General features: G+C 40.4%; 12 protein-coding genes and 2 pseudogenes. All 14 read left to right on the top strand.

Features of this window, described 5'->3' with window-relative positions:
* Positions 1-255: hypothetical protein (locus JCM19043_RS16885; protein WP_186808961.1), on the top strand; the 255-nt coding region annotated here is incomplete at its 5' end.
* Positions 256-459: 204 nt separating this feature from the next.
* Positions 460-1,527, top strand: coding sequence for a ribosome small subunit-dependent GTPase A (gene rsgA, locus JCM19043_RS09540; protein ID WP_062322043.1), 1,068 nt, complete (start codon positions 460-462; stop codon positions 1,525-1,527).
* A 14-nt stretch (positions 1,528-1,541) separates the two neighbouring features.
* Positions 1,542-2,180, top strand: a complete 639-nt coding sequence (locus tag JCM19043_RS09545) for a GNAT family N-acetyltransferase (protein WP_062322045.1) — start codon at positions 1,542-1,544, stop codon at positions 2,178-2,180.
* Between the two features lie 381 nt (positions 2,181-2,561).
* Positions 2,562-3,973: pseudogene (locus JCM19043_RS09550) on the top strand (PTS mannitol transporter subunit IICB).
* Positions 3,974-4,301: 328 nt separating this feature from the next.
* Positions 4,302-5,069, top strand: coding sequence for an HTH domain-containing protein (locus tag JCM19043_RS16055; RefSeq protein WP_197274791.1), 768 nt, complete (start codon positions 4,302-4,304; stop codon positions 5,067-5,069).
* Positions 5,045-6,385 (top strand): BglG family transcription antiterminator, encoded by a 1,341-nt coding sequence (locus tag JCM19043_RS16060; RefSeq protein ID WP_231631491.1) that lies wholly within the window; start codon positions 5,045-5,047, stop codon positions 6,383-6,385. The genes JCM19043_RS16055 and JCM19043_RS16060 overlap by 25 nt, the downstream gene beginning before the upstream one ends.
* A gap of 31 nt (positions 6,386-6,416) precedes the next feature.
* Positions 6,417-6,850, top strand: a pseudogene (locus JCM19043_RS09560) (PTS sugar transporter subunit IIA).
* Positions 6,851-7,444 carry a hypothetical protein gene (locus tag JCM19043_RS18840; protein ID WP_369813838.1) on the top strand — a complete coding sequence of 198 codons (594 nt, stop codon included), beginning with the start codon at positions 6,851-6,853 and terminating at the stop codon, positions 7,442-7,444.
* Positions 7,441-8,001 carry a hypothetical protein gene (locus JCM19043_RS18845; protein ID WP_369813839.1) on the top strand — a complete coding sequence of 187 codons (561 nt, stop codon included), beginning with the start codon at positions 7,441-7,443 and terminating at the stop codon, positions 7,999-8,001. Before JCM19043_RS18840 ends, JCM19043_RS18845 begins: the two co-directional genes overlap by 4 nt.
* Positions 8,002-8,156: 155 nt before the next feature.
* Positions 8,157-8,336: a hypothetical protein gene (locus tag JCM19043_RS09570; RefSeq protein WP_062322047.1), complete on the top strand. Its 180-nt coding sequence runs from the start codon at positions 8,157-8,159 to the stop codon at positions 8,334-8,336.
* Positions 8,337-8,465: 129 nt separating this feature from the next.
* Positions 8,466-9,284, top strand: a complete 819-nt coding sequence (locus tag JCM19043_RS09575) for a hypothetical protein (RefSeq protein ID WP_062322049.1) — start codon at positions 8,466-8,468, stop codon at positions 9,282-9,284.
* 241 nt (positions 9,285-9,525) lie between these two features.
* Positions 9,526-11,985: a heavy metal translocating P-type ATPase gene (locus JCM19043_RS09580; RefSeq protein WP_062322051.1), complete on the top strand. Its 2,460-nt coding sequence runs from the start codon at positions 9,526-9,528 to the stop codon at positions 11,983-11,985.
* 2 nt (positions 11,986-11,987) lie between these two features.
* Positions 11,988-12,272: a glutaredoxin family protein gene (locus JCM19043_RS09585; protein WP_082394515.1), complete on the top strand. Its 285-nt coding sequence runs from the start codon at positions 11,988-11,990 to the stop codon at positions 12,270-12,272.
* 124 nt (positions 12,273-12,396) lie between these two features.
* Positions 12,397-12,963, top strand: a complete 567-nt coding sequence (locus tag JCM19043_RS09590; protein ID WP_062322053.1) for a biotin transporter BioY — start codon at positions 12,397-12,399, stop codon at positions 12,961-12,963.
* Positions 12,964-12,986: the final 23 nt, after the last annotated feature.

Consider the following 12,986-nt stretch of genomic DNA (forward strand, 5'->3'; position numbering starts at 1 on the left):
ATTCTATTGATATCGTTTGTCTTGGCGTTGGTTGTTGGATTTATTTGTAAAAAGAAAAGTTCACGACTGACGTTTCTAGCTGTTGTTCTTGTCTACATCGTCATTATTGGCCTTTATCTAGGTATTTTACCTATAATTAATAAGGAAGTGCGTGTCTTTGGCTATACAGATACGTCTGTGCCGGTGATGCTTGGACTTATACCCATCAGCATCTGGTTAAATATTGTGTTGATTCGAATAAAATATAAGCGTTAAAAAATAATCAATAGTGTCTTTGAAATCTTTTTTCATGTACACTGATTCCAAACGATATTTGATTCCAAAAAAATAAAGCAAGGAGTATGTTATATGACACAAACAAGCGTATATTTGGAGATTGTGATGGAAAAGGAGGATGTAACAAACTAATCCTTACACCCTCCTTCCCTCGAAGTGAATAAGAGGAGGCTATCACTTAACATGAATAAATTAACGATGTATGGTTTAACCGAACAATTTACGCAGGAAGCACGTTTATATGAAGATTTGGCTTTAGCACGCGTGATTTCCCAGTATCAAGGTATGTATAAAGTTGCTACAGCGATGGGAGAGAGAATGGCAGAAGTATCAGGCAAGTTTCGTTATGCCGTGACTGACCGCGCCGAATACCCAGCTGTTGGTGACTTTGTCATGGTCGATCATGAGAGTCAGGCATCAGATATTGTGAGGATTCATCATATTTTAACACGGAAAAGTCTGTTGCTGCGCCGAGCCGTCGGTGTCAGTCATCAAGCACAAGTCATCGCAAGTAACCTTGATTACTTATTTATCGCGATGTCTTTAAATGAAAATTATAATTTAAACCGGCTTGAACGCTATTTAACGGTTGGATGGGATAGTGGCGCAACTCCGGTGATTGTACTCACAAAAGCAGATTTATCGAACCGTGTCGAAGAGGCTCTCGGTGAGGTAGAAGCTATGTCATTCTATTCCGATGTTATTGTGACGTCGAGTAAGGAAGATAATAGAGAAAAGTTTCACCCGTATTTAACAACGGGTAAAACCGCTGCTTTCATTGGTTCTTCTGGTGTTGGGAAAACAACATTGATCAATATGTTGCTTCGTGACCGTCGATTAGAAACGAAAGCGGTCGGTAAAGAAGCGAAGGGACGTCATACAACAACTAGTCGTGATAGCTACCCGACTATCTTTGGTGGTGTGGTGATAGATACTCCTGGTATGCGGGAGCTTGGTATTGATCAAGCAGACCTAGCAACGTCCTTTCAAGATATTGATATGTTAAGTAAGATGTGTAAATTTAAGGATTGTTCCCATACAAATGAGCCTGGTTGTGCCGTCCAACAAGCGATACAATCAGGTGAGCTTGATGAAAGACGGCTAGACAGTTATGTCAAGCTTAAACACGAAGCAGACTATGCCGGTTTAACAAGTAAAGCGATTGAACAAAAGAAAACGGAACGCATGTTTAAAGACGTCGGTGGCATGAAGCAGGCGCGCAAATTCGCAAAACAAAAACGAAAACAATGATGAGGGGGATACGCTTGAAGGTAACTGTTAGACAAGAACAACCTGAAGATTTCGACCGAGTGGAGACCGTCTGTCGCGACGCATTTTGGAATCTTTATATACCAGGAGCAGAAGAACATGCGGTGGTGCATAAACTTCATCATCATAAAGATAGCATTCGTGACTTGACCTCTGTCATAGAAGTTGATGGTGAGATTGAAGGGGCGATATTTTATACACCGTCACAAATTGTCACACCAGCCAATCATGTGATCGAGACCATTAGTTTTGGTCCAGTATTTATCTCGCCAAAGTATCAACGCCAAGGGTTAGGAAAAGTCCTCATCACAACAACAATCAAAGAAGCACAATCCTTAGGCTACCGGGCGATTATTACGCTCGGCTATCCGCATCATTATCAACCTTATGGCTTTAAAGGTGGAGAACATTATCACCTGTCAATGCCAGATGGTCTGTATTATCAAGGCTTATTAGTTCTGCCACTATATGAAAAGGCGTTAAATGGAATAGAGGGACATGTTGTGTTTTCTGATGCGTTAGAAGTTACATCAGAGGAAGTGGATCAATTTGATCAACGTTTCCCTCAAAAAGAGAAAGAATATCAGCCGAGTCAAGATGATTATGCGGAAGCGATTATGCTGTTGGATGAGTAAAACTTTGTGTTAATGAATATATTCAAAGAAAAAAGTTGATGGAAGGATAAAACCTCCCATCAACTTTTTTACTGCGCAATTGTCTGTGATAATCCATGATAGCCCCCCATGACGTGAGTGAAAAGGACGCTACGTTTGGATCAGAACAAGTGACAAAACGACATAAGTCAGGGGAGGTACTTGAAAACATGTCAGCGTCAAAACCCTTATACTTCATGTGTTACAAGACATTATTCGCAGTTGTCATATCGGTTATTTTAATCTTGTCAACAATTAGAGTGACAAATATGCGTTTACAATGTCTTGTATATCCCTATGTAAACGCTTTATTATTAAGGTGTACTTACTATTACTTTTATAATTTGAAAGGGGAATTTTATTATGGCTAAAAAGGGAGCAAGAGCAAAGATTCAACAGTTCGGTAGTTATTTAAGCGGCATGATTATGCCGAATATTGCAGCATTTATCGCATGGGGGCTAATCACGGCCTTTTTCATTCCAGATGCTGGTGGCCAAATGAAACAATGGCCGAACTCGTTAGTCCAATGATCACGTATCTGTTACCATTACTCATTGGTTATACAGGTGGTAAGATGGTGTACGGTGCCCGTGGTGGTGTCGTTGGTGCCATTGCTACAATGGGGGTGGTTGTCGGTGCGGGAGGCACGCCAATGTTCTTAGGTGCGATGCTTATGGGACCACTTGCGGCATTCCTACTGAAAACAATTGACAAACCATTTTTACCAAAAATCCGTTCCGGATTTGAAATGCTTTACAACAATTTCTCAGCGGGTATTTTAGCCGCTATTCTAGCTGGTGTTGGTGTTGTCGGTATGGGACCAATCGTCAGTGCTTTAAACGAAGCGTTAGGTTCAGGTGTAGAGGCGATTGTTGATGCTGGGTTATTACCACTTGCAAGTTTACTCGTAGAACCAGCTAAGATTTTATTCTTAAATAACGTTATTAACCACGGGGTGTTTACGCCACTTGGTACAGAAGCAGCACTTGAAGCAGGTAAGTCTATTCTCTTCTTAATTGAAACAAACCCTGGACCAGGTTTAGGTATTCTGTTAGCCTTTGCGGTATTTGGTAAAGGGGCATCTAAATCTTCTTCATATGGTGCGATGTTGATTCACTTTGTCGGTGGTATTCATGAAATTTACTTCCCGTATGTGTTAATGAAGCCAAGCTTAATTATTGCAGCGATCGCCGGTGGTATGAGTGGTGTATTCACCTTCTCATTACTTGATGCAGGTCTGGTTGCTTCTCCATCACCAGGTAGTATCATTGCCTTACTTACAATGACACCACGTGGTAACTATATTGGCGTTCTTGCCGGTGTGCTTGTTGCTACAGCGGTATCGTTCTTAGTTGCGTCAGTTATCTTGAAGCGTGATAAGAGTGAAGATGACGGTGATCTTTCAGGTGCGGCAGAACAAATGCAAGCAATGAAAGGTAAAAAGAGTAGTGTATCTGACTCATTTACACCATCTGCTTCAAAAGAAATTAACCAAAACAATGTACAAAAGATTGTCTTTGCGTGTGATGCTGGGATGGGATCAAGCGCTATGGGAGCGTCTCTATTAAGAGATAAATTCAAAAAAGCGAATGTCGATGTCGAAGTAACGAATACAGCCATCAACCAATTACCGGAAGATGCTGATTTAATCATTACACATAAAGATCTAACGGATCGTGCGAAGAATAAACGACCAGATGCGATTCATGTATCGGTTGAAAACTTCCTAAACAGTCCGAAATATCAAGAATTAATTGATCAGCTTTCTAAATAGATAACACGTTCAACCTTACCTTCTGGTGATAAAGCTAAAGTATCAAGATACTGATAGCGCCAGAAGGTAAGGTTTCTTTTGACGTTTGAGGGGAATAAGGAAGTAGCGTATATATGTAGGCGGTCGGTAGAAACATTTAAACTTTGTCACAAAATATGTTTATAAAGGTAAGTCTTCATCACGTTTGTGACAAAACTTATTAAATCTTGTCATCTTGTCGCGCGACAAAATTGAAACTTCAATACATTGTAATCGCTTTATTTCTGTCTTATCATAAAAGTAAGGTAAGACTAAAAGCAAACAATGACTTGAGGTGAGGAGGTACACGGTGTATATATCAGGCAGAGAAAGAAGAATACTAGAAGAGTTATTAGCACATCCAGACGGTTTAACGGTTGAATCGATGGCGCAAACGTTAGATGTTAGTACACGTACGATTCACCGAGATTTAAAAATTGTCGAAGACATTTTGACGAGTTATGACTTAGCGCTAGATAAAAAATCAGGCGTAGGCATTCATATTACTGGAGCAAAAGAAGCGAAAGCTAAGTTGGATTTAGCCCTTACTCAAGTCGCCTTTACGGATTATACACCAGAGGAGCGACAAGCAATTATTTTAACGACGTTACTCGAAACGAATGGATCGACAAAATTAATCGTTCTGGCGAACGAATTGAATGTAACCGTCGCAACCGTTAGTAATGATTTAGACAAAGTCGAAGACGTGTTAACGGAACATAATCTGGAACTCGTAAGAAAAAGAGGCTACGGGGTTGAATTGATTGGAAAAGAGTCAGATAAACGTGCCACATTGAGTTATCTTATCTTTAAATATGTTGATGAACTTGATTTTCTCACCCATATTAAAAGCAAGATGAAAACACAATCGTCAACGATTGATACGGTATCTGAACGCTTGTTAGGTCTTGTGGATCAATCGAAACTGATCACGATTGAAAAAAGTATCAATTATATTAAAAGTGATTTACCTTATGAATTCGCGGATAGTTCTTATATTGGCTTAGTGGTTCACTTAGCCTGGCGATTGAACGCCTTCAAAAGGGTGAACAAATTTATTTTGATCATGCTTATTTAGAAGAACTTAAACGGTCTAAAGAATACGCTGTTGCAGAAAAAATCATCTTGAGCTTAAGTGAAGCTTTTGAACTAGAGATACCAAAAGATGAAATCGGCTATATCACGATGCATTTATTAGGGGCGAAACTTCGTTCTGATAAAGGCATTATTATTGAAGAGTCCGCTGTCAATGTGTTGTATTTAACAAAACAACTAATCGTAGCGGTAGGAGAAAAAATAAATGCGACATTTGTCAGCGAAGACCGTTTATTAAAAGATCTTTTAACGCACTTGAAACCAACATTGTACCGGATTCAAAAAGGGATGTATATCGGAAATCCATTAAAGGATGATATTAAACGGGATTATCCAGATATATTTGAAGCGATTAAAGACAGCTGTGCTGCGATTTTCGATGCGGATTTCCCGGACGAAGAGATCGCCTATCTTGTTTTACATTTCGCCGCCGCAACAATTGAACGAGCTTCACCGCAGCACTTAAGTGTTCTCGTGATTTGTTCGAGTGGCCTTGGGACATCGAAAATGGTGTCATCCCAATTGACAAATAAAATAAGTGGCATTAGTCGCATTGATCAAGCGTCGTTATTTGAATTAGAATCAAGAGATTTAGCAGACTATGACTTGATTTTATCAACCATCCCGTTAAAAGATTATGTAGAAAAGTATACGTTGATTTCGACGATTTTAACTGAAGAGGATATTGAAAAAATCAATGTCTTAATCAAAGGGAAACAGTTAAGGCAAGATTTGTTGAAGCGGAATTATATTGAACCGAAAAAAGATGACGCGTTTAGTCTTGATCGTCTAGAGAAAATGCAGCTGTATTCAAATATTATCTTGAACATATTAGGTACGTTTTATATTGGAAAGATTGAAGTCACGGATAAAAAAGCGATACTAAGTAGGATTAGTCAGCGACTAAAGATGGAGCAACTGATTCATGATGACGCGGCGCTGACGCACGCGTTACTGGAAAGGGAAAAGCATGGAGGACTTGGCATACCAGGCACGTCACTTGCCCTTTATCATACCCGGTTAGCGAGTATTCAAAAACCATTGTTTCAACTATATGACTTGAGACACCCGTTAACACTCACATCAATGAATCAAGAAGAGATGACCGTCACGCGTCTAGTGATGATGCTCTCACCCATTGAGGTCAGTGATCATGTCTTAGAAGTGTTGAGCTTCTTAAGTACATTGATTATTCGAGATGAAGCGAGTAGTCGAGCATTCGAAATACTAGATGAGCAGGGGCTCAAACGCTATTTATCGCAAGAACTAAACAGTTTTATTAATGACAAACTATCATAAATACAAAAAATAAGAAAATGGAGTGATTCACATGGAAAAAGAAATTTTAACAACAGCCAACATTGAAATTGGTGTAAGTTTAAACACAAAAGAAGAAGCGATTCGTTATGCGGGGAAAGTCTTATTAGATAATGGCTATATTGAGGCAGCGTATATTGACAAGATGATTGAACGCGATAAAGTATCAACAACTTATATCGCAACAAAGTTGCCATTCCTCACGGAACAGAAGATGCGAAAGAATCAGTAGAAGACACAGGCTTATCTATTGTGATCACAAAAGATAGTGTCTCGTTCGATGGTAATGATGTAAATATCTTAATTGGTATTGCGGCCAAGGGAAATGAACACTTAGAAATTTTATCTAAGATCGCGATTGTGTGTTCAGAAGATGAAAACATTGAAAGAATCATTCATGCGCAGAGTAAACAGGAAATTATTGATATTTTCGGAGAGGTGAATTAAATGAAAGCTGTCCATTTTGGTGCTGGTAACATTGGTCGCGGATTTATTGGCTTACTTCTATCACAAGCGGGTTATCATGTCAGTTTTGTTGATGTAAATGAACAAGTGATTGATGCAATTAACGATAAACAACAGTACAACGTCTTACTAGCTGATGAATCACAAGAAAAAATTCCTGTGTCAAATATCTCGGGAATCAACAGTATGAAAGAACCGGAAGCTGTTATAGAAGTCATCGTAGAAGCCGATATTATTACAACAGCAGTGGGGGCATCTATTTTACCAATCATTGCGGATCTTCTCGCAAAAGGTTTAACGAAGCGATTAGAAACAGCTAATGCTCCTTTAAATGTCATTGCTTGTGAGAACATGATTGGTGGTAGTGCATTATTAAAAGACGAAGTGATGAAAAAAGTGACAACTGAGGCCGCGAATGTATTACTGACGCATGTAGGTTTCCCTAATGCAGCCGTTGACAGAATTGTGCCTAATCAATCACACGAAGATATCTTAACCGTCTCAGTAGAACCGTACTCTGAATGGGTTGTCGATCAATCGATGATGGTGGGAGACTTGCCTGACATTAATGGATGACACGTGTCCCATCACTTGATCCCTTTATTGAACGCAAACTATTTACGGTTAATACCGGTCATGCCGTCACCGCTTATTTTGGCTATCACTTCGGTTATCACACTATTAAAGAAACATTAGAAGATGAAGCTGTATTAGCTTTAGTAAAAGGTGCACTCAAAGAATCAGGTCAAGTGATTACTTCTAAATTTGATTTCTCTGAAGCAGAACATGAGAAATATATTGATAAAATTTTAGGGCGTTTCTTAAATCCGTATCTATCAGATGAAGTGACGCGTGTAGCGCGAGGACCGCTTCGTAAATTAGGGCAACATGATCGTCTCGTTCGTCCGGCTCGTCTTTATTATGAGTTAGTTCATGAAGAGCCAACACATTTAGCGAAAGCTATCGCAGCGGCTTTGTTGTATGATTACAAGGAAGATGAAGAGGCGGTTAAACTTCAAGCAATGATTGAAGCAGACGGTTATGAAAAGACACTTGAAGTGGTCAGTCACTTACATGATTCTGATTCACTGACCAAAAGCGTATTAAGTCAAGTGGACGCTTTAAAAAAATAAAAGTTAGTAACGCTCTATCACTTACAGTAATCTCTAATGTTGAGTATAAACACCCTGCCCGGTGTGAACCGTCTAATGCTTGTTATGGTTAGGCGGTTCTTTTTATTATTTTCTTTATGCTATACTAAAAAAGTCATCAACAGAGGAGGCTTAATATGAATCCAGTAGTAGATATGGTCATAACAGTTGTTTTAGGGTTTATTTTCTTTATCGTCATCTCTTCTATTTTCGGAGGAGAACCTCAAGCGGAGTCGTTTTTCTTAGCCGTTATCGTGGGGCATCTTTTTAATGATAAGTATCAACTAGCGACACGTTTCACAAACTTTTGGACGTGATTTACATTGATTTAAAACAGAACGGTGTGACATGAAGCATGTTGCGTTGTTCGGTTTTTTTTCACCTAAAATTAAACAGTAAGAAAAGAATAACCGTGATGAATGGTGAAATAATAAGGAGATGATAGAATGGATGTATTAAAAACAAGCCAGTGGATGAAACGACACGCCAGACCCTTAGAGTATGCACGGTGGAAGTATCTCTTTGAAGGTGGGGAAAGAGAATCGGTGAGAGACTGTTTACAAGCTTATCAAAATGATGATGGTGGATTTGGACATGGCTTAGAGCCTGATTATACGATGCCGTACTCTTCGGCGATTCAAACATGGTCGGCGTGTCGTATTATCAACGAATTAAACTTACCAAAAGAAGATCCGGTTGTTGAAGCGGTCGTTCAATATTTGATCAATACATTTGATGAAAAAACAGGTCTGTATCAAACAGTGGTACCTGATATGAATCAGTATCCACATGCGATGCATTGGCATTATGAAGACGGTGTTCAGGCGAACTGGGGGTATAATCCGACCGTTGAATTGGCAGCTTATCTAAAGCTATGGTCCGCTGATGAGCGCAGTGACATAATTGTTGACCAAATCCTCACAGGTGCTATTGAGCACTTATTGACTATTGAAACAATGAATTTTCACGAGTTAAACAATTACCAACAGCTGCTTATGTTATTAAAAGGACAGTTACCTAAAGAACAACAGCTACATGAGAAGGTAACGCATTTGAAAGAATCAGCCTTCAGCAAAGATCCATCGACTTTTGGTAAAACCTATCAAGGCCTACCAATGGATGTGATTGAAGACCAAAAAGATGAGCTTTATCCGAAATATGAAAGCCTCATTCAAGCCCATTGTGACTACTTAAGCGAGAGCATCACAGAAGAAGGGATATGCCTATCACATGGGAGTGGGGAAGGGATCAAGAAGCTTTTTTAATCGCTAAAAGATACTGGCAAGGCATTCTTGCGATTAAGCATGTTCAGTATCTAAAGCGATTTAAGTGAAAGAAGGACAAGAAAGAACAAGGCAATCGCTTGACAGTTTAAGATTACAGTTGTAAACTAAAGGTATTGAAAAAAGATTACAACTGTAAACAGTCAGAGGTATAGGCTATTCTTGTTCCTAAGATGAATAGATTGCCTGATGCTGTTTAACACTTAACATAGGGGTGAGAAGGATGGAAAAAACATTACCAGTGGAAGGCATGACGTGTGCATCTTGTTCGCAAACAGTAGAAAAAGTCATCAGTCAATTAGATGGTGTAAGTGAGGCGTCGGTTAACTTAGCGACAGAAAAATTAACCGTTCATTATAATGAAGCTAAAGTCACGCTAGAAGATTTAGCTGATACAGTAAAGGATGCTGGTTATGAACTGAAATTACCACGTGATGAGACGACGTTTATTGTCAGTGGGATGACGTGTGCGTCCTGTTCACAGACGGTTGAAAAAGCGGTGAATCAGCTAGCTGGTGTCGAAAAAGCACAGGTTAATCTTCCGACCGAAAAGCTTAACGTCGCATTTAATCAACAAGTACTGACAGAAGCAGATATTATCAAGACAGTCCAAGAAGCGGGTTATGATGCCAAAGTAGCTTCAGGCGCTTTAGAGCGAGAAGATACAAAAGTAAAAAAACAAGCCGAAATGACACGGATGTGGCAGCGGTTCTTTTATTCAACTATTTTTACCGTGCCACTGTTATATGTATCGATGGGCCATATGGTCGGTTTACCGTTACCATCCATTATTGACCCAATGATGCATCCGGTTATCTTTTCATTTCTGCAACTTATCTTAACCATACCTGTTATGGTACTCGGCTGGCCATTCTTCCATGTTGGGTTTAAAACGCTCGTGAAACGCCATCCCAATATGGATTCTTTAGTGGCACTTGGGACAAGTGCAGCCTTTCTTTATAGTTTAGGAGCAACTGTTGCGGTCGCATTAGGTGAGAGTCACTATGCGATGGACCTTTACTATGAATCAGCAGCGGTCATTTTAACGCTCATTACGTTAGGTAAATATCTTGAAGCACGTTCCAAAGGAAAGACATCTGAAGCCATTGAAAAGTTGATGGGTCTCCAGCCGAAAACGGCTAGAGTGACACGTGATGGCGAAGAAATGAAAATTCCGATTGAATCCGTTCGAGTAGGAGATACGATTATTGTTAAACCAGGTGAAAAGTTACCGGTTGACGGGATTGTCACTGAAGGAAAAACATCGATTGATGAAGCGATGCTAACAGGTGAAAGTATTCCGGTTGAAAAAACAGCGGGAGATCCTGTGATTGGTGCGAGTATGAACAAAAACGGCACGATACAATATGAGGCAACAAAAGTCGGTGAAGATACCGCCTTATCACAAATCATTAAGCTTGTGGAAGATGCGCAAGGGTCAAAAGCACCGATTGCAAAGCTGGCTGACATTATTTCAGGATACTTTGTGCCAATTGTGATTGTGATTAGTATTCTCTCAGGCCTAAGTTGGTTTATTGCCGGTGAGACAGGACTATTTAGTTTAACGATTGCGATTTCTGTCTTAGTCATCGCTTGTCCATGTGCGCTAGGCCTCGCAACACCAACGGCGATTATGGTAGGTACGGGTAAAGGCGCAGAAAATGGTGTGCTCATTAAGAGTGGTGTCGCACTTGAAACAACGCATAAACTCGACACACTCGTCTTTGATAAAACAGGTACCATCACAGAAGGTAAGCCTGTCGTCACCGATATTTTAACGGTAAATAGTACGGCAGAAGAAGAACTGTTACAACTAACAGCGTCAAGTGAGAAGGGCTCAGAACACCCACTTGGTGAAGCTATTGTGCGTGCCGCAGAAGATAGACAGCTGACGTTTTTAACAGTGGATCAATTTGAAGCGATACCAGGTCGTGGTATTGACGTCTCGATTAATCAGCGTACATTACTAGCAGGGAACAAAAAGCTCATGACAGAGCGCGGCATATCATTAACAGCTGTCGAAGAAGCTTCCGATCGCCTAGCAGGTGAAGGTAAGACACCGATGTATATTGCGATTGATGGTGAAATGGCCGGTATTATTGCGGTGGCAGATACGGTGAAGCAACATAGTAAACAAGCGATTGAAAAACTCCACCAGATGGGTATTGAAGTCGTGATGATCACCGGGGATAATTTACGCACCGCCGAAGCAATTGCTAAAAGTGTTGGCATTGACCGGGTGCTAAGTGAAGTCTTACCTGAGGACAAAGCTAATGAAGTAAAAAAACTGCAAGCCGAAGGCAAGAAGGTCGGGATGGTTGGTGATGGCATTAATGATGCGCCGGCACTTGCCCAGTCTGATATTGGTCTTGCGATTGGTTCTGGTACGGATGTCGCGATGGAGTCAGCGGATATTGTCTTGATGCGTAGTGACTTAATGGACGTGCCGACGGCACTTGAACTGAGTCATGCGACGATTAGAAATATTAAACAAAATCTTTTCTGGGCTTTTGCCTATAACGTGATTGGTATTCCGATAGCGATGGGACTCCTTCACATCTTTGGTGGCCCTTTGCTTAACCCGATGCTCGCAGGGGCCGCGATGAGTTTTAGTTCAGTCTCTGTTTTAGTCAATGCGTTAAGACTGAAACGGTTTAAACCAACCCGCACAAAGGCGGTGTAACGATGAGTAAAGCAGATAAACTCGTTCTCTACACCCGTCCTCTGTGCGGGGACTGTCAACAAGCGAAAGCTTATCTCAATGATCAACGCATCGTTTATGAGCATAAAAATGTTGAAGACAATCCAACGGTTGAAGCTGAATTGGTTAGCCTGACCGGCTCAAAGATTGTCCCAGCGTTTATCTTCTTAAAGCGGAATCTTTTGGGTAAGCAAAAAGTCGAAAAGACTTTTATCGGCTTTGAAAACAAAAGACAAGCCATTGAATCTTTACTTTTACAATTTAAATAATGGTAACAAACATATATTAACACCAGTTATTCTTACGTATAAGGAGCTGGTGTTATTTTTTAGGTTTACAAATCAATGGATGTCCGCTATACTATCGTTAACTAATTAATAACGGAGGTTAACAATGAATTTAAAAAAATTGATGTACATATCGATCTTTGTTGCTGTGATGGGCGTGCTCGGTTTACTTCCGCCGATTCCTCTTGCTTTTTCACCTGTTCCGATGACACTGCAAACACTTGGAGTTATGCTGTCTGGTAGTATTTTAGGGTATCACCTTGGGAGTAAATATGCAGGTATGAGTCTCGTTGTATTCTTACTTCTCGTCGCTATTGGGCTGCCACTTCTTGCGGGAGGGCGTGGTGGATTAGGGGTGTTTGTTGTTCCATCTTCGGGTTATCTCATTGGCTATCTGTTTGGTAGTTACTTTATCGGCCTGATCGTTGAACGGTTTAAAGGCCCTTCGTTTTTCAAGTTTTTTATGGCTAACTTTATTGGTGGCGTATTGGGCGTGTACCTTTTCGGTATCCCGGTACAAGCCTTTATGATGGAGATATCACTATTTGAGGCGCTTGTATTAAGCGTGGTTTATTTACCAGGTGATATCTTAAAAGTTATCATTGCCTCACTTGTCGCTTTGAAAATGTCGAAAGTACCGCTAGTGAGTAAAGAGAAGACCCGAAGCCTCTAAGTGCACAGCACGTTATGACGATT

The organism is Halolactibacillus sp. JCM 19043 (assembly GCF_001310395.1).
Lineage (GTDB): Bacteria > Bacillota > Bacilli > Bacillales > Amphibacillaceae > Halolactibacillus > Halolactibacillus miurensis.

Coding starts and splice junctions, on each gene's coding strand:
- rsgA (WP_062322043.1), top strand. CDS start 460: ATGAATAAATTAACGATGTATGGTTTAACCGAACAATTTACGCAGGAA.
- JCM19043_RS18840 (WP_369813838.1), top strand. CDS start 6,851: ATGAAAGCTGTCCATTTTGGTGCTGGTAACATTGGTCGCGGATTTATT.
- JCM19043_RS18845 (WP_369813839.1), top strand. CDS start 7,441: ATGACACGTGTCCCATCACTTGATCCCTTTATTGAACGCAAACTATTT.
- JCM19043_RS09570 (WP_062322047.1), top strand. CDS start 8,157: ATGAATCCAGTAGTAGATATGGTCATAACAGTTGTTTTAGGGTTTATT.
- JCM19043_RS09575 (WP_062322049.1), top strand. CDS start 8,466: ATGGATGTATTAAAAACAAGCCAGTGGATGAAACGACACGCCAGACCC.
- JCM19043_RS09580 (WP_062322051.1), top strand. CDS start 9,526: ATGGAAAAAACATTACCAGTGGAAGGCATGACGTGTGCATCTTGTTCG.
- JCM19043_RS09585 (WP_082394515.1), top strand. CDS start 11,988: ATGAGTAAAGCAGATAAACTCGTTCTCTACACCCGTCCTCTGTGCGGG.
- JCM19043_RS09590 (WP_062322053.1), top strand. CDS start 12,397: ATGAATTTAAAAAAATTGATGTACATATCGATCTTTGTTGCTGTGATG.